The sequence below is a fragment of the Streptococcus gwangjuensis genome (genome assembly GCF_028156745.1).
Lineage (GTDB): Bacteria > Bacillota > Bacilli > Lactobacillales > Streptococcaceae > Streptococcus > Streptococcus gwangjuense_A.
Window position 1 is genome coordinate 73,816 of the sequence record NZ_JAODJG010000034.1, and the last position, 18,002, is coordinate 91,817.

Here is an 18,002-nt window from a genome sequence, read left to right on the forward strand (position 1 = left end):
TTGGGGGGACTCAATCTTATTTTTTCTATTGCAAGAATCTACTGACAAGGAGGAGGTGAGAAGATGGCTATAGCCAAGATTATTGTGGATGTGCCTTTGATGCAGACGGACCAGCCCTATAGTTACAGGATTCCTGAGGAATTTGAGGAAATGCTAGAAGTTGGGATGCGGGTTCATGTGCCTTTTGGTAAGGGCAATCGCCTGATTCAAGGGATTGTTCTTGGTTTGGATTCTCAATCATCTAAAGAAGAGATGGAGCAAGATTTAAAAGATATTGCGGAGGTGCTGGATTTTTCTCCTGTTCTCACGCAAGAACAACTCTGGCTGGCTGAGGAGTTACGCAAGTCCGTCTTCTCCTATAAAATCTCCATTCTCAAGTCCATGCTTCCAGGATTTCTGAACTCCAGCTATGATAAGATTCTCTATCCTATGGCAGGTCTGAGTCAGGAAGACCGAGAGCGCTTGTTTGGTTCTGAAGATTCACTAGCCTTTTCTTCTTTGGATTTAGGTAAGCAAGCTGAAATGATGCGTTTGACTAGAAAAGGCCTGCTTGGTTTGGAATATCAGGCAATTGATCAAAAGAAGGTCAAGACCCAGTCTTGGTATGAGGTGAATCTTGCTCGATTAGAAGGTGTCGAGATTTCTGCACGCGCCAAGAAAAAGTTAGAACTGAGAGACTATTTGCTTTCTCATCCTGAGAGTGCTTCCTTGGCTAGTTTGCTAGAGTACTATTCACGGGAGCAAGTCAACTTCTTTGTAGAACAAGGTGCTGTTACCATAGTCCAAAAGGAAGTCCAACGCTCGGCTGCTTATTTTGAAGGAATTGAAGCAAGTAGACCTTTGGAGTTAAATCCAGAACAAAGACAGGCGCGTGATGCGGTTGTGAGTGCTATTGGCAGTCATCAGCCTCCCTTCCTCCTTCAAGGGATTACAGGAAGTGGGAAGACCGAGGTTTATTTGCAAATTATCCAAGGGGCCTTGGACAAGGGTAAAACTGCTATTTTGCTTGTGCCTGAGATTTCCCTGACGCCGCAAATGACGGAGCGTTTTATAGCACGTTTTGGTGAGAAAGTGGCCATTCTTCACTCAGGCCTGTCCAATGGTGAAAAGTATGATGAATGGCGCAAGGTGGAACGTGGAGATGCCCAAGTTGTTGTGGGTGCCAGATCTGCCATCTTTGCTCCGCTGAAGAATCTAGGTGTTATGATAATCGATGAGGAGCATGAAGCGACTTATAAGCAGGACAGTAATCCCCGTTATCATGCCAGAGAGGTGGCCATTTTACGGGCCCAGTATAATCAAGCGGCTCTGGTACTTGGGTCTGCAACGCCGAGCTTAGAGAGCCGTGCGCGAGCTGGAAAAGGCGTCTATCAACACTTACGTCTGACCCAACGTGCCAATCCTTTAGCTAGGATTCCTGAGGTTCAAGTGATTGACTTTCGAGACTATATCGGGCAGAATGAGACATCAAACTTTACACCTCCCTTGCTAGAAGCCATTCAAGACCGTCTAGCTAAAAAAGAGCAGGTGGTTCTCATGCTCAATCGCCGTGGTTATTCTAGCTTTGTCATGTGTCGGGAGTGTGGGACGGTGGATACGTGTCCCAACTGTGATATTTCTTTGACCCTGCACATGGATACCAAGACCATGAACTGCCATTATTGTGGTTTTTCAAAGGACATTCCTCATGTTTGCCCCAACTGTAAGAGCCGCAGTATTCGTTACTACGGGACGGGAACACAGAAGGCTTATGACGAGCTAGCAGAACTCTTTCCGCAGGCCCGCATTCTACGGATGGATGTGGATACGACTCGTAAGAAAGGTAGTCATCAAGCTCTGCTTGACCAGTTTGGTCGAGGGGAAGCAGATATTTTACTAGGTACTCAGATGATTGCCAAGGGATTGGATTTTCCCAATGTGACCCTAGTCGGAGTGCTCAATGCGGATACGGCATTGAATCTACCAGATTTCCGTTCTTCTGAGAGAACTTTCCAGCTCTTGACTCAGGTGGCAGGTCGAGCAGGTCGGGCTGAAAAAGCTGGCCAGGTATTGATCCAGTCTTACAATCCTCAGCACTATGCTATTCGATTTGCCAAGGAACAGGATTACGAAGGATTTTATGCCTATGAAATGGGAATCAGACGCCAACTAGGTTATCCACCTTACTATTTCACCATTGGCATTACCCTTTCTCACAAGAAAGAAGAAGAGGTGGTCAAACGTGCCTATGAAGTTATGAACATTTTGCGCTCAGGTTTGTCTGAAACCAGTAACATCCTTGGGCCGACGCCAAAACCCATTGCTCGTACCCACAACCTCTATCATTACCAGATTTTAATTAAATACCGTTTAGAAGATGAGCTGGGGCCGACCCTCAACCAGGTCTTGGCCTTGACTCAAGAACGGGAAAATAGTGAGCTCCGTCTCAGCATTGACCATGAGCCACAGCAATTTTTATAAGAAGGAGAAGATATGACAAAATTAATCTTTATGGGGACCCCCGACTTTTCAGCAACAGTCTTAAAAGGGCTTTTGACAGATGACCGTTACGAAATTCTAGCCGTTGTGACCCAGCCAGACCGTGCTGTCGGACGTAAAAAAGTGATCCAGGAGACCCCAGTTAAACAAGCTGCCAAAGAGGCAGGACTTCCTATCTACCAACCTGAAAAATTATCTGGAAGTCCAGAGATGGAAGATCTTATGAAGCTAGGAGCAGATGGAATTGTGACTGCTGCATTTGGGCAGTTTCTCCCAAGTAAACTCCTTGATAGCATGGACTTTGCTGTCAATGTTCACGCCTCTCTTCTTCCTAAACACCGTGGTGGAGCGCCAATCCATTATGCCTTGATTCAAGGGGATGAGGAAGCTGGTGTGACCATTATGGAAATGGTCAAGGAAATGGATGCAGGAGATATGATTTCTCGTCGTAGTATTCCAATCACGGATGAGGACAATGTTGGCACCTTGTTTGAAAAATTGGCTCTAGTTGGTCGTGATTTGCTTTTGGATACTTTGCCTGCCTATATTGCTGGTGATATCAAACCTGAACCGCAGGATCCAAGTCAGGTTACTTTCTCGCCAAATATCAAGCCAGAAGAAGAAAAACTAGATTGGACTAAGACCAATCGTCAACTTTTCAACCAAATCCGTGGGATGAACCCGTGGCCTGTTGCCCATACTTTCCTTAAGGGTGACCGCTTTAAGATTTATGAAGCCCTACCAGTAGAAGGTCAGGGAAATCCAGGTGAGATTCTCTCTATCGGCAAGAAAGAATTGGTTGTCGCAACAGCAGAAGGAGCTCTATCCCTCAAACAAGTGCAGCCAGCTGGTAAACCTAAGATGGACATTGCTTCCTTCCTCAATGGAGTTGGACGGACATTGACTGTAGGAGAACGATTTGGTGACTAAAGTAGAAACGGCAAGAAGTTTAGCCCTAGCGGCATTAGAGGATGTCTTTATCAATCAAGCATACTCAAATATCGCCTTAAATAAGCATCTCAAGGGAAGCCAACTCTCTGTAGCAGACAAGGGCTTGGTGACAGAGATTGTCTACGGAACGGTAGCCCGCAAACTCACCTTAGAATGGTATCTATCCCACTTTATCGAAGACAGAGACCAGTTAGACAGCTGGCTTTATGTTCTGCTTCTTATGAGTACCTACCAGCTCCTCTATTTGGACAAGATTCCAGACCATGCTGTGGTCAATGAAGCAGTAGAATTGGCCAAAGTCCGTAAAAAAGGCAGTGAAAAATTGGTCAACGCTGTCCTTCGCCGTATCTTGCGTGAAGGATGGCCAGATATCACCAGCATCAAACGAAAAAACAAGCGTGACTCCATTGCATATTCCCTTCCGGTTTGGCTAGTTGCCAAGCTCAAGGAAGAATACGGCGAAGAGCGAGCGCAAGCTATTTTTGAAAGTCTTTTGGTGCGCAACAAGGCCAGTATTCGTGTGACAGACCTAGGACGAAAAGAGGAAATCCAAGCCTTGTTGGAGGCCAGTGATTCATCCTTGTCTGTTTCTGGTTTGGTTAAGGAGCAGGGGCACTTTGCAGGCCATGATTTGTTTGCGGAGGGAGCTATTACCATTCAAGACGAGTCCAGTCAGCTTGTTGCTCCGACGCTTGATTTACAAGGTGATGAGCAGGTTCTAGATGCCTGTGCGGCTCCGGGTGGAAAAACAGCCCATATAGCTTCTTATCTCACAACAGGTCAGGTTACGGCTTTGGACCTTTACGATCACAAGTTGGACTTAATTCAAGAAAATGCCCAACGTTTGGGGGTTGTAGATCGGGTTCAAAGGCAAAAATTGGATGCCAGAAAGGTACATGAGTTTTTTGGTCAGGATTCATTTGATAAGATTTTGGTAGATGCTCCCTGTTCAGGAATTGGTCTTCTGCGACGCAAACCAGACATCAAATACAATAAGGAAACATCAGATTTCGCGTCCTTGCAGGAAATTCAGCTAGAAATATTAGGTAGTGTTTGTCAAACACTACGCAAAGGTGGTATAATAACTTATAGTACCTGTACTATTGTCTCAGAGGAGAACTTTCAAGTCGTACAGGCATTTTTAGAAAGTCATCCTGAATTTGAGCAGGTAACACTAGAACATGAATGTAAGGATATCATGAAAGATGGCTGTATCCTCATCACACCTGAATTGTATGGAAGTGATGGATTCTTCATCAGTCAATTTCGCAAGATATCGGATTAGGAAGGAACTAACACATGGAAATTTCATTATTAACAGATGTTGGTCAGAAACGAACAAATAACCAAGACTATGTCAACCACTATGTCAATAGAGCTGGACGTACTATGATTATCCTAGCTGATGGTATGGGAGGTCATCGCGCAGGGAATATCGCTAGTGAAATGGCGGTAACAGACCTAGGTGTAGCTTGGGTTGATACACAAATCGATACGGTTAATGAAGTGCGTGAATGGTATGCTAACAACCTTGAGATTGAAAATCAAAGGATTAACCAATTGGGACAAAATGAAGCCTATAAAGGAATGGGAACAACCCTTGAGGCTGTAGCCATTATTGATAATCAGGCTATCTACGCCCACATTGGGGATTCTCGTATCGGTTTGATTCGTGGAGAAGAATACCACCAGTTAACGAGCGACCATTCTTTAGTCAATGAATTGCTTAAGGCAGGTCAATTGACGCCAGAAGAAGCTGCTAGCCATCCACAGAAAAATATTATTACCCAGTCAATCGGTCAAAAAGACGAAATTCAGCCTGATTTTGGAATAATCACCCTTGAGCCTGGGGACTATCTCTTACTCAATAGTGATGGCTTGACAAATATGATTTCAGGAAGTGAGATTTCTGATATTGTAACCAGCGATATTTCTTTGGAAGATAAGGCAGCAACCTTGATTCGTTTTGCCAACAATGCAGGTGGTTTAGACAATATCACAGTTGCCCTTATTGCTGTTAATGAGGAGGCAACAGAATGATCCAAATCGGCAAGATTTTTGCCGGGCGGTATCGGATTATCAAACAAATTGGTCGAGGAGGCATGGCAGATGTTTACTTGGCTAAAGATTTGATTCTAGACGGGGAAGAAGTGGCGGTAAAGGTCCTGAGGACCAACTACCAGACAGACCCGATTGCTGTGGCTCGTTTTCAGCGGGAAGCGAGAGCCATGGCAGATTTGGACCATCCTCATATCGTTCGGATTACAGATATCGGTGAAGAAGAGGGACAACAGTATCTCGCAATGGAATATGTTGCTGGATTAGACCTCAAACGCTATATCAAGGAACATCACCCTCTTTCAAATGAAGAAGCGGTTCGAATCATGGGACAAATCCTCTTGGCTATGCGCTTAGCCCATACTCGAGGAATTGTTCACAGGGATTTGAAACCGCAAAATATCCTTTTGACCCCAGATGGGACTGCCAAAGTTACAGACTTTGGGATTGCAGTAGCCTTTGCAGAGACGAGTTTGACTCAGACTAACTCAATGCTAGGTTCTGTGCATTATTTATCACCAGAGCAGGCGCGTGGTTCTAAAGCAACTGTGCAGAGTGATATCTATGCCATGGGAATTATTTTCTATGAGATGCTGACAGGTCATATTCCTTACGATGGGGATAGCGCAGTGACCATCGCCCTCCAGCATTTCCAGAAACCACTGCCATCGGTTATAGCCGAAAATCCATCTGTGCCTCAGGCTCTAGAAAATGTTGTTATCAAGGCAACTGCTAAGAAATTGACAGATCGCTACAAATCAGTCGCTGAAATGTATGTGGATTTGTCGAGTAGTTTGTCTAATAATCGTCGTAATGAACCAAAGCTAGTCTTTGACGATGCAACTAAGGCAGATACTAAAACTCTTCCTAAAGTTCCACAAAGTACCTTGACTTCTATTCCTAAAGCTCCGGTACAAGAGGGAAGACCTCAGCCTAAGCCCCAGCCTCATCAGACAGAAAAACCAGTACCTAGTCCAAAGCCAACCAAACGGCGTCGCATGAAAGCACGTTATCCAATTTTATTTGCGACCTTCTTGTTGGTTGTGGCATCCTTGGTATGGATTTTATATAGAACGCCTGCTACCATTGCCGTTCCAAAGGTGGCAGGTCAGACGGTTGCTGAGGCTAAAGAAGCGCTTAAGAAAGCCAATTTTGAGGTTGGTGAAGAAAAAACAGAGGCTAGTGATAAGGTTGAAGAAGGTCGTGTTATTCGTACCGATCCTGACGCTGGTACGACACGCAAAGAAGGAACAAAAATTAATTTGATTGTGTCTTCTGGTCAGCAATCCTTCCAACTTGGAAATTATCTTGGACGAAAATCTAGTGATGTAGTGGCAGAGTTGAAGGGTAAGAAGGTTCCAGAAAATCTGATTAAGATTGAGGAAGAAGAATCCAACGAAATCGAAGCCGGTACAATCATGAAACAAAGTTTACCGGAGGGAACAACCTATGATCTTAGCAAGGCAACTCAAATAGTTTTGACAGTTGCTAAAAAAGTAAATTCTATTTCAATGCCAAGCTATATTGGTTCTAGCCGAGAATTTGCAGTCAATAATCTTACAGAGATATATGACATTAAAAAAGCTAATATCGAAGTTGTAGAAGTGTCTAAAGCTCCTGAAGGAACTGCTGAGGGGACTGTTGTAGAGCAAAGTCCAAAACCGGGTGAAAAGGTAGATTTGAACACCACTCGTGTTAAAATTTCTATTTATAAAGCAAAACAAACTCGTACTTCTTCAACATCTTCATCCTCATCCTCTTCGTCGTCTAGTCCTTCTCGGAAACCTAACGAGCCGGGGAATGCAGAAACCACTCCAACACAAGGAAACTCGCAAGGTAATTCACAACGAGGAGATACTTCCCCAGATAATCCATAGTGATACTAGAATCTTTGTCATGATTTCATGGCAAAGATTTTTTTTGAGTCCGGATTTGTGATAGAATAGAAGGAGTTGATAAAAGGAGGAACGCATGGAAGAATCAAGAGAATTAAATGCCGTCATCGATGTGATTATGTTAGCTGGAACCATTCTTCTCAAAAGTGGCTCAGAGATTCATCGTGTAGAAGATACCATGATCCGTATTGCGCATTCGCAGGGGATTGTGGATTGCAATGTTCTTGCCATGCCTGCCGCTATCTTTTTCTCCATTGAAAATACCAATATTTCACGAATGAAACGCGTGACTTCCTCTTCTTATAACATCGAAAAAGTCTGCGATGTGAATCAGATTTCTCGTCAGTTGGTAGGAGGAAAGCTTGATTTAGAGACGGCCTTCAAGCAATTGACGGCTTTGCAAGCTCAGCCCCTTCCTTATACTAAGTTGCAGGTAACTTTGGCTGCGACCTTTAGTGCTCCTTTCTTTTCAATTATGTTTAGTGGAAATATCTACGACGCACTTGGGGCAGGAGTGGCTACCTTATTTGGTTTTGCCTTTTCCCTCTATGTGGAGAAGTTTATCCGAATTCCCTTTGTGACGGCCTTTGCTGGAGCTTTTGTATTTGGGATGATAGCCCAGTTTTGGGCTCGCTACACAGGTTTTCCTTCAACGGCAGATTTGATTATAGCTGGTGCAGTTATGCCTTTTGTACCAGGGATTGCCTTGACCAATGCGGTTCGTGATATTATGACCAACCACATAAACTCTGGTATGAGTAAGATGTTTGAATCCCTGCTCATTACCCTTGCTTTAGGGGCGGGAACTTCTGTCGCCTTGGTATTGATGAACTAATATGACACTAACAACCTTTTTATTACAAGCAGTAGCAAGTCTTCTTGCCATTATTACATTTTTAATCGTACTCAATGTGCAACGCTCTATGCTCTTACCTGGAGGGATTTTGGGCATGGCTGTCTGGCTAATCTATCTTTTGCTCAAGGAACCGACCAATGTTATTGTGGCTACTTTTATTGCAGCCATTATCGGTTCTTGTGTCAGCCAGATTCTAAGTATTCTTTATAAGACACCTGCTGTGGTCTTTATCTTGGCCATCTTGGCACCTCTGGTTCCGGGTTATCTCTCCTATCGGACAACTGCCTTTTTTGTGACGGGAGATTACAGTCATGCCATTGCTAGTGCAACCTTGGTTGTTATGTTGGCTTTGGTGATTTCCATTGGAATGGCTAGCGGAACAGTGATTCTCAGACTTTATTCTCACTTACGAAAACAGCATAATGGTTAGAATAATAAGCGACTTGATTTGGTGAATCAAGTCTTTTTTCTCTCTTTTACTGCTATTTGTGATAAAATAGTATAGAACGATTTTTTACAATGAATGATAAAACAGAGGTAAATATGACAATCGGTATTGATAAGATTGGTTTTGCGACCAGTCAATATGTCTTGAAATTACAAGACTTAGCAGAAGCGAGGGGAATTGACCCTGAAAAATTAAGCAAAGGACTCTTGCTCAAGGAATTGAGTATTGCGCCCCTAACTGAGGATATCGTGACCTTGGCGGCCAGTGCAAGTGATTCTATTTTAACTGAGCAAGAGAGACAAGAAATTGACATGGTCATTGTAGCTACTGAGTCAGGAATTGACCAAAGTAAAGCTGCAGCCGTCTTTGTGCATGGTTTGCTGGGCATCCAGCCCTTTGCTCGTAGTTTCGAGATTAAAGAAGCCTGCTATGGAGCGACAGCGGCCCTTCATTATGCCAAATTGCATGTGGAAAATTCTCCAGAGTCCAAGGTATTGGTCATTGCTAGTGATATTGCGAAGTACGGTATTGAAACTCCAGGAGAACCCACTCAGGGTGCTGGAAGTGTGGCTATGTTAATTACACAAAATCCACGCATTATGGCCTTTAATAATGACAATGTGGCTCAGACTCGTGACATCATGGATTTCTGGCGTCCAAATTACTCAACAACCCCTTATGTAAATGGTGTTTATTCTACCCAGCAATACTTGGATAGTTTGAAAACGACTTGGCTTGAATATCAAAAACGCTACCAGCTTACCTTAGATGATTTTGCTGCGGTTTGCTTCCACTTGCCTTATCCTAAATTAGCCTTAAAAGGCTTGAAAAAAATCATGGATAAGAGCCTGCCTCAAGAGAAAAAAGACCTCTTGCAAAAGCATTTTGAACAGTCTATTCTCTACAGTCAAAAGGTGGGGAATATCTATACAGGTTCCCTCTTCCTTGGGCTTCTGTCTCTCTTGGAAAATACAGATAGCCTGAAGGCTGGAGATAAAATCGCCCTTTATAGTTACGGAAGTGGTGCTGTGGCTGAGTTCTTTAGTGGTGAATTGGTTGAAGGATATGAAGCTTATTTGGATAAAGACCGCTTGAACAAGCTCAACCAACGAACTGCCCTATCCGTTGCAGACTATGAAAAAGTCTTCTTTGAAGAAGTAGACTTAGATGAAACAAACTCTGCCCAGTTTGCTGGCTATGAAAATCAAGATTTTGCCTTGGTTGAAATTGTGGACCACCAACGCCGTTATAGCAAGGTTGAAAAATAATGAAGATAAGTTGGAATGGATTTTCTAAAAAATCATACCATGAGCGCCTTGAGCTGTTAAAAGCTCAGGCGCTCCTTAGTCCTGAAAAGCAAACCAGTCTGGAGCAGGATGAACAAATTAGCGTGACTGTCGCAGACCAGCTGAGTGAGAATGTAGTGGGAACTTTTTCTCTGCCTTATTCGCTGGTCCCAGAGGTTCTCGTCAACGGTCAGGACTACACAGTTCCTTATGTGACAGAAGAGCCCTCTGTGGTTGCTGCGGCCAGCTATGCCAGTAAAATCATCAAGCGAGCAGGCGGTTTTACTGCTCAAGTCCATGAGCGTCAGATGATTGGACAGGTAGCCCTTTATCAAGTTGTTGAACCTGAACAGGCGCAAGAGAAGATTGTCAGCAAGAAAGCAGAACTCTTGGAGCTTGCCAATCAAGCTTATCCTTCTATCGTTAAACGCGGGGGTGGGGCGCGTGATTTGCATGTCGAGCAGATAAAAGGCGAAACAGACTTTCTCGTTGTTTATCTCCATGTCGATACCCAAGAAGCTATGGGAGCTAATATGCTCAATACCATGCTGGAAGCCTTGAAGCCTGTCTTAGAAGAACTTAGTCAGGGACAGAGTCTCATGGGAATTCTGTCTAATTACGCGACCGATTCTCTGGTGACTGCAACCTGTCGCATCGCCTTTCGCTACATGAGCCGCCAAAAGGATCAAGGACGAGAAATTGCGGAGAAAATGGCTTTAGCTAGCCAATTTGCGCAAGCTGATCCGTATCGAGCAGCTACTCATAATAAAGGGATATTTAACGGTGTTGATGCCATTTTGATTGCCACTGGTAATGACTGGCGTGCCATCGAAGCTGGGGCCCATGCCTTTGCCAGTCGAGATGGACATTACCAAGGTCTTAGTCAATGGATGCTGGACCTTGAAAGAGAAGAATTGGTCGGTGAGATGACCCTGCCCATGCCTGTAGCGACCAAGGGTGGCTCTATTGGTCTCAACCCTCGTGTAGCCCTCAGTCATGAACTACTGGGAAATCCTTCTGCCAAAGAATTAGCCCAGCTTATCGTGTCTATCGGACTTGCCCAAAACTTTGCGGCCCTCAAAGCCTTGGTCAGTACGGGTATTCAGCAGGGACATATGAAATTGCAGGCCAAATCCTTAGCTCTCCTAGCTGGTGCTAGCGAGTCTGAAGTTGCTCCCCTAGTTGATCGTCTCATTGCTGATAAAACCTTTAACTTAGAGACTGCCCAGCGTTATCTAGAAAATTTAAGATCATAAAAAACTCAGACGAATTGGTCTGAGTTTTCTTGTGTTTAAATACTTTTTCCTGGTAATAATGTAACTGGTAAAAAGTAGCCTGTTGTGGCGACTTCCTTACCTTCGATTTTTTGCAAGAGAAGATCAACAGTGAGGCAGGCAATCTCTTCCAAAGGTTGCTTGATGGTCGCGAGTTGAGGATAGTAATTCTCGATAAAGTAAGTCCCATCATAGCCGATGACCTTGAGCTCTTCTGGTACAGAAATTCCCAGTTCCTGAGCAATTTTAATGACTAGAATAGCGGTCAAATCATCTGAAGCAAAGATGGCGTCTGGCTTTTGTCGAGTCAAGATATTCTTGATTTCCATTTCTTTTCTGACGGGAGAAAAGTCACTGGAAACATTGATAATAGGAGCTTTTGGGAGTACAGATGCAAAACCAGCGTGGCGTAGTCCAGTTGGCGAATTGGAATTGTCATTCCCTGTAATCATGATGATAGACTGGGCGCCTGTCTTGACCAAGGTCTGGGCTGCAAGAACCCCACCAGCATAGTTGTCAGAGGAGACGACAGGAATGTCTGGTGACAGATTGCGGTCGAAGGAAATAATTGGTGCTGTCACGCGATTGTAGTCTTCTATTCCCAAGTTGTGACTACCCGAAATGATGCCGTCCACCTGATTGGCTTCCAACATTTCGATGTATTCGCGTTCCTTCTCAGAATCATGCTCACTGTTGCAGATGATGGTCTTGTACCCATTTTTGAAGAGTTGGTGCTCCAGCTTATCAATTAATTCTGCATAGAAAACGTTGGAAATATTAGGGAAAATCAAACCGATTAACTTAGCTGACTTTCCTTGTAGACTGCGAGCTAGGTTGTTGGGTTTATAGCCCAATTCTCGCATGGCTTCATTGACCTTTTGAATGGTTTTTTCAGATAGATAGCCTTTTTTATTGATAACCCGAGAAACGGTAGTAGGGCTGACACCTGCAAGTTTGGCGACATCAGTTAGTTTTGCGACCATAATCTAATTCATAGTAAGTTCCAGTTGGGTTTCCAGATTTGATCAGGATACCATTTTGGTCCGCATGTGGGAAGACACGACCAGAAAATACTTTTTCTCCTTTATTGATGAAAATTTCAAAGACAGAGTTATCGATGAAGATTGTAGCAGTAGTAGCCTGATTCTCGATAGGGCAAGAGCGAGTTGTGCCAAATTCTTGGGCATACTGTTCTCCAGCCTGGCTACGATCTACTGTCACTTGACCATTTACAAGGTCAAAGTTGATGGAAAGTCCCTTGCCTTCTTTATCAGCAAGTAAGACAATCTCGCTCTGGCTATTAGCTTCCAAGTTGAGTTCGAGTTCGTAAGTGTTATTGGTTTGGGCACGATTTGAGAAGGCTTCTTCAGACGCACGAAGGTCCTTGATAGCTGCGACTGGGTATTGGTAAAGTTTACCGTCTTTGATAGTGAGTTCCTTGACCAAAGAGAAGGTTCCTTGGTGGTCAAAACGGTCAGATGGATATGAAACATCAGGCAAGCCAAGCCAGCTAACAGCTAGAGCACGTCCATCAGGAGCGTTGAAGGCTTGAGTTGCATAGGCTTCGAAACCATAGTCCATGTTTTGAAGTTGAGATACATCTACCATTTTAGCATTTTCAGGGTCAAAGGAAGCCCCAATCTTATACATATTTGGATAGATATTATCGTAATCTAGAACTTTTTTATCCAATCCTTGTGGGCAGTAAAGAAGGACAGGTTGCTCTCCTACAAAGACCAGATTCGGGCATTCCATCATGTAGGCAGTACGATCGTTAGCAAAGTCAAGGTTGCCAACGGCTTGCCAGTTTGTATAGTCGTTGTCTACAGCCTTGTAGAGACGGACGAAGCCTTTGTTCTCCAAGTCCTGTCCACCGACGATAGCATAGTATTGGCCCTTGAAGTTAAAAATTTGCGGATCACGGAAGTGGTCAGTAGAGTCTGCTGGCTGGTCGATCAAGATCTTATCAATCTTTGTAATCTTGCCATTCTTATCCATCAAAGCTCCAATCTGGTAAGGGTGACGGATCCAGTTTTCATCACGAACATTTCCTGTATAAAATAGGAACAAGTTATCGCCAAATTGCATGGCAGAACCAGAGTAGGCACCGTGGCTATCTAATGGAGTATCAGGCAACACTTTGACTCCAGTTTCTCTAAAGTGAACCAAATCATCACTTTCAAGCTGCACCCAAGATTTTAAACCGTGGGCTGCACCAAAAGGGAAGTTCTGATAAAAAACAATCCACTTCCCATCAAAGTAAGAAAAGCCATTTGGGTCGTTGAGAAGTCCTGTTTTTGGCTCAACATGGTAATGAGTATGCCATGGAGATTGTGCCATATTTTCTTTTATATGTTGAATTTCTTCTTGCGTCCAATCTTGATAAAGTCTGTAACGACGCTCAGTTGTCCATTCCATTCATTCATTCCTCCAAAAATCTTATCACTTTTAATAGTAACCGTTTTCGGTTAAAAAAGCAAGTCTTTTATGTTAAAAAAGAGAAAAAACTGTCAAACGTTTGTCACAAAATAAATGCAGGAAATCAATCAAATTTTCACGAAAATACGAAAGAGAATGAAACAAAAGCCTTTTTAACCAAGGGTTCAAACTTATTTTTTCAAGGGATGTCTGTTAAAACAGTCAAAAACAATCAATCTGAAACGTGTCTACTAAGTGGATAGAATATTTTTTCTGCAAAACGCTTGACATATTTCTAAAACATGATAAAATAATAGTCGTAGGGCGGATAAAATCGCTTTCAAACAAGAACAAAATTTTATATAAGGAGATTTTTGCAAATGAACAATCAGGAAATTGCAAAAAAAGTCATCGATGCCTTGGGCGGACGTGAAAATGTCAACAGTGTTGCCCACTGTGCGACTCGTCTTCGTGTCATGGTCAAAGATGAAGGAAAAATCAATAAAGAAGTGATTGAGAACTTGGAAAAAGTTCAAGGTGCTTTCTTTAACTCAGGTCAATACCAAATCATCTTTGGTACTGGTACAGTTAACAAAATGTACGATGAAGTTGTTGCGCTTGGTTTGCCAACATCATCTAAAGATGACATGAAAGCAGAAGCAGCTAAACAAGGGAACTGGTTCCAACGTGCTATCCGTACTTTCGGTGACGTTTTCGTTCCAATCATCCCAGTTATCGTAGCGACAGGTCTCTTTATGGGTGTGCGTGGTCTCTTGACTGCTCTTGGAATGACACTTCCAGCTGATGTGACAACTTACACTCAAATCTTGACAGATACAGCCTTTATCATCTTGCCAGGTTTGGTTGTGTGGTCAACCTTCCGTGTATTCGGTGGAAATCCAGCCGTTGGTATCGTTCTTGGTATGATGCTGGTTTCTGGCTCACTTCCAAACGCTTGGGCAGTCGCTTCAGGTGGTGAAGTAACAGCTATGAACTTCTTTGGTTTCATCCCTGTTGTTGGTTTGCAAGGTTCCGTTCTTCCAGCCTTCATCATCGGGGTTGTCGGAGCTAAATTTGAAAAAGCTGTCCGCAAGGTTGTTCCAGATGTGATTGACCTCTTAGTAACGCCATTCGTGACACTTTTGGTTATGTCTATCCTTGGACTCTTTGTCATCGGACCAGTCTTCCACGTCGTTGAAAACTACATCCTTATCGCTACAAAAGCGATCCTCAGCTTGCCATTTGGTCTTGGTGGTTTCTTGATTGGTGGGGTTCACCAATTGATCGTCGTATCAGGTGTGCACCACATCTTCAACTTGCTTGAAGTGCAATTGCTTGCTGCTGACCATGCTAACCCATTCAACGCGATCATCACAGCTGCTATGACAGCTCAAGGTGCTGCGACTGTTGCGGTTGGTGTTAAAACTAAAAATCCAAAACTAAAAACACTTGCTTTCCCAGCTGCTCTTTCTGCCTTCCTAGGTATTACAGAGCCTGCTATTTTCGGGGTGAACTTGCGCTTCCGTAAACCATTCTTCCTTTCATTGATTGCTGGTGCAATCGGTGGTGGATTGGCTTCTATCCTTGGACTTGCAGGTACTGGTAATGGTATCACCATCATCCCTGGTACAATGCTTTACATCGGTAACGGACAACTTGCACAATACCTTCTTATGGTAGCTGTATCATTCGTTCTTGGTTTCGCTCTTACTTATATGTTTGGTTATGAGGATGAAAAAGAAGTTGCTACTGAAGTAGAGACAGAACGTTTGGTCCAAGAAGAAACAACTGGTAACATTCCAGCAGCTCTTCAAAATGAAACACTTGTAACTCCTATCGTTGGTGATGTTGTTGCTCTTGCTGATGTCAATGACCCAGTCTTCTCAAGTGGAGCTATGGGGCAAGGTATCGCTGTGAAACCAAGCCAAGGTGTGGTATATGCACCAGCTGATGCTGAAGTTTCAATTGCCTTTCCAACAGGACACGCTTTTGGTTTGAAAACAACTGATGGTGCTGAAGTTTTGATCCACGTTGGTATTGATACTGTATCTATGGATGGTGAAGGTTTTGAAGCAAAAGTTGCTCAAGGTGACAAGGTTAAAGCTGGCGATGTTCTTGGAACATTTGACTCAAACAAAATCGCTGCAGCTGGACTTGATGATACAACAATGGTTATCGTTACAAATACAGCTGACTACGCTTCAGTAGCTCCAGTCGCAACAGGTTCAGTTGCGAAGGGGGATGCTGTGATCGAAGTGAAAATCTAATCAATCCTCTCTAATGTGAAAACGAACAAATGACATGTTTGTTCGTTTTTGCTTGAATGGTAAGATTTACAGAGGAAAATCTAAAAAATAGAGAAATTTAGACTTTCGAAATATGCTATAATAAAGAAAATAAAAACAAGAGGTTTATCATGACAAAATTATATGGAAGCTTGGAAGCGGGCGGTACAAAATTTGTCTGTGCTGTCGGTGATGAAAACTTTAACGTTGTAGAAAAAACACAATTTCCAACAACAACTCCAATCGAAACAATCGATAAAACCATCGAGTTCTTCTCAAAATTCGATAACCTTGCTGGTCTTGCAGTTGGTTCATTTGGTCCGATTGATATTGATAAAAACTCAAAAACTTATGGCTTTATCACGACGACTCCAAAACCAAACTGGGCAAATGTGGACTTGCTTGGTGCCCTTCGTCGCGCCCTAAACGTGCCAATGTACTTCACTACAGACGTAAACAGCTCTGCTTATGGTGAAGTGGTTGCCCGTAACAATGCTGGTGGCCGTATCGAAAACTTGGTTTACTACACAATCGGTACAGGTATCGGTGCAGGTGTCATCCAACGTGGTGAGTTTATCGGCGGTGTGGGTCACCCTGAAATGGGTCATTATTATGTTGCTAGACACCCAATGGATATTGAAAAAGAGTTTAAGGGTGTTTGTCCTTTCCATAAGGGGTGTCTGGAAGGCTATGCAGCTGGTCCAAGTTTGGAAGCTCGTACAGGTGTTCGTGGGGAAAATATTGAACTCAACAACCCTGTTTGGGATGTTCAAGCCTACTATATCGCTCAAGCTGCGGTTAATGCGACAGTGACTTTCCGCCCAGACGTGATTGTCTTTGGTGGAGGGGTCATGGCTCAACAACACATGCTGGACCGTGTCCGTGAGAAATTTACAGCTCTTCTCAATGGTTACCTACCAGTACCAGATGTACGTGATTACATTGTAACGCCAGCAGTAGCAGGAAATGGTTCTGCCACACTTGGGAACTTTGTTCTTGCAAAAGAAGTTTCAAAATAAAGCATAAAATCCGCTTGGGAAACCAAACGGATTTTGTGGTTGAAAACAATATTTTTGAGCCTCTCCTTAAGTGATTACGGACGGTAGCGACTTTCTTCGAAATTCCATACCTAAACTTTGAGCCTAATGTCTCAAAGTTTCCGAACACCTGAAACCATTAGATTTCAGGTGTTTCTATCACGGCGGAAAGGCTAGGTAAGTCCTCGCCTCACTATCGAAAAATAGGTATGATTTTCATACCAAAGTATATTTAGTATCAAGCTACAGTCAATCTAAGTTCTAAAAATCCGCTTGGGAAACCAAACGGATTTTTTACATGTCAAAGCATTTGCCAGAAAAAGTCAATAATATAGGTCAGACCGTAGGTATAAACCACGAGAGTAAAGGGCTTGGTCAGAATGATGATGGTCATATAGCGCTTGAAGCTCATCTTGGTCAGGGCAGCCAGCATACAGAGAAAGTCAGCTGGACTAATGGGCCAAATCATCATAAAGATAAAGAAACGGTCAAAGCGATTGCCCTTATCCAACCAACCGATATACTTGTCATAGGTGCGCTTGCTGACGACAGACTGGACAAAGGCAGCTCCGTAGAGGCGCACCAGATAAAAGATAATGGCACAGCCAATGACAATGCCGATATAGTTGTAGATAGTCCCGATGATGTGCCCGTAGATAAAGACACCAGCCACCGATGTCAAGGCTCCTGGAATGATAGGGACGACAGTCTGTAAAATCTGTAAAAAGATAAAGAGAGGTGGCCCCCAGATGCCTGCCTGCTGGATAAAGGCAGAGAGGGTTTCCTTAGACTGTAAAACCCCAGCTTGATAAGCCCAAATACAGAAAATCAAACTCCCAACCCCACCGACAATCGATGAGATATTGATAACTTGCTGCAGAAGGGGAGAAACAGCTTTCATTTGTTTATCCTGTGACATGTAAACTCCTCATAGATAGTATAACTCTACTATACCATATTTTGGAGGAGAAAGGGGGGATGGATTGTTTTTGCAAGGGGAAGAGTGATGGAATTTG

14 protein-coding genes are annotated in these 18,002 nt (G+C 43.5%); 11 read left to right on the forward strand and 3 right to left on the reverse strand.

The window, feature by feature from the left end; genetic code table 11:
* Window positions 1–63 precede the first annotated feature (63 nt).
* The 9 genes from N5909_RS05730 to N5909_RS05770 all read left to right on the forward strand — a co-directional run bounded on the left by N5909_RS05730 (window position 64) and on the right by N5909_RS05770 (window position 11,228).
* The gene (locus N5909_RS05730) at window positions 64–2,460 is read left to right on the forward strand and encodes a primosomal protein N' (RefSeq protein ID WP_225742296.1); all 2,397 of its coding nucleotides are present in this window, start codon (window positions 64–66) and stop codon (window positions 2,458–2,460) included.
* A 12-nt stretch (window positions 2,461–2,472) separates the two neighbouring features.
* Window positions 2,473–3,408, forward strand: a complete 936-nt coding sequence (gene fmt / locus N5909_RS05735) for a methionyl-tRNA formyltransferase (RefSeq protein ID WP_225742297.1) — start codon at window positions 2,473–2,475, stop codon at window positions 3,406–3,408.
* A complete protein-coding gene (rsmB, locus tag N5909_RS05740; RefSeq protein WP_185776129.1) occupies window positions 3,401–4,714 on the forward strand; it encodes a 16S rRNA (cytosine(967)-C(5))-methyltransferase RsmB in 1,314 nt (437 codons plus the stop codon). The genes fmt and rsmB overlap by 8 nt, the downstream gene beginning before the upstream one ends.
* Before the next feature lie 14 nt (window positions 4,715–4,728).
* Entirely contained in the window at window positions 4,729–5,469 is a 741-nt protein-coding gene (locus N5909_RS05745; protein WP_115904933.1) for a Stp1/IreP family PP2C-type Ser/Thr phosphatase, read from the forward strand.
* On the forward strand, window positions 5,466–7,364 hold the full coding sequence (pknB, locus tag N5909_RS05750; protein WP_271630962.1) for a Stk1 family PASTA domain-containing Ser/Thr kinase: 1,899 nt from the start codon (window positions 5,466–5,468) through the stop codon (window positions 7,362–7,364). The genes N5909_RS05745 and pknB overlap by 4 nt, the downstream gene beginning before the upstream one ends.
* Window positions 7,365–7,458: 94 nt before the next feature.
* On the forward strand, window positions 7,459–8,217 hold the full coding sequence (locus N5909_RS05755; protein WP_084925579.1) for a threonine/serine exporter family protein: 759 nt from the start codon (window positions 7,459–7,461) through the stop codon (window positions 8,215–8,217).
* 1 nt (window position 8,218) lies between these two features.
* Window positions 8,219–8,668: a threonine/serine exporter family protein gene (locus N5909_RS05760; RefSeq protein WP_020901615.1), complete on the forward strand. Its 450-nt coding sequence runs from the start codon at window positions 8,219–8,221 to the stop codon at window positions 8,666–8,668.
* A gap of 113 nt (window positions 8,669–8,781) precedes the next feature.
* Window positions 8,782–9,954, forward strand: a complete 1,173-nt coding sequence (locus tag N5909_RS05765) for a hydroxymethylglutaryl-CoA synthase (protein WP_271630963.1) — start codon at window positions 8,782–8,784, stop codon at window positions 9,952–9,954.
* Window positions 9,954–11,228, forward strand: a complete 1,275-nt coding sequence (locus N5909_RS05770; protein WP_271630964.1) for a hydroxymethylglutaryl-CoA reductase, degradative — start codon at window positions 9,954–9,956, stop codon at window positions 11,226–11,228. The genes N5909_RS05765 and N5909_RS05770 overlap by 1 nt, the downstream gene beginning before the upstream one ends.
* A 35-nt stretch (window positions 11,229–11,263) precedes the next feature.
* On the opposite strand, the gene N5909_RS05775 is transcribed toward N5909_RS05770, so the two are convergent.
* Window positions 11,264–12,229, reverse strand: coding sequence for a LacI family DNA-binding transcriptional regulator (locus N5909_RS05775; RefSeq protein WP_000226009.1), 966 nt, complete (start codon window positions 12,227–12,229; stop codon window positions 11,264–11,266).
* Window positions 12,210–13,664 (reverse strand): glycoside hydrolase family 32 protein, encoded by a 1,455-nt coding sequence (locus tag N5909_RS05780; RefSeq protein ID WP_271630965.1) that lies wholly within the window; start codon window positions 13,662–13,664, stop codon window positions 12,210–12,212. Before N5909_RS05780 ends, N5909_RS05775 begins: the two co-directional genes overlap by 20 nt.
* 380 nt (window positions 13,665–14,044) lie before the next feature.
* On the opposite strand from N5909_RS05780, the gene N5909_RS05785 reads away from it, so the two are divergent.
* Both N5909_RS05785 and scrK read left to right on the forward strand, forming a co-directional pair.
* The gene (locus N5909_RS05785) at window positions 14,045–15,931 is read left to right on the forward strand and encodes a sucrose-specific PTS transporter subunit IIBC (protein WP_261027465.1); all 1,887 of its coding nucleotides are present in this window, start codon (window positions 14,045–14,047) and stop codon (window positions 15,929–15,931) included.
* A gap of 149 nt (window positions 15,932–16,080) precedes the next feature.
* On the forward strand, window positions 16,081–16,968 hold the full coding sequence (scrK, locus tag N5909_RS05790; protein ID WP_000164309.1) for a fructokinase ScrK: 888 nt from the start codon (window positions 16,081–16,083) through the stop codon (window positions 16,966–16,968).
* 319 nt (window positions 16,969–17,287) lie between these two features.
* Here the strand turns inward: scrK and N5909_RS05795 are convergent, their stop codons facing one another.
* Window positions 17,288–17,905 (reverse strand): TVP38/TMEM64 family protein, encoded by a 618-nt coding sequence (locus tag N5909_RS05795; RefSeq protein ID WP_000076170.1) that lies wholly within the window; start codon window positions 17,903–17,905, stop codon window positions 17,288–17,290.
* Between the last annotated feature and the right edge of the window lie 97 nt (window positions 17,906–18,002).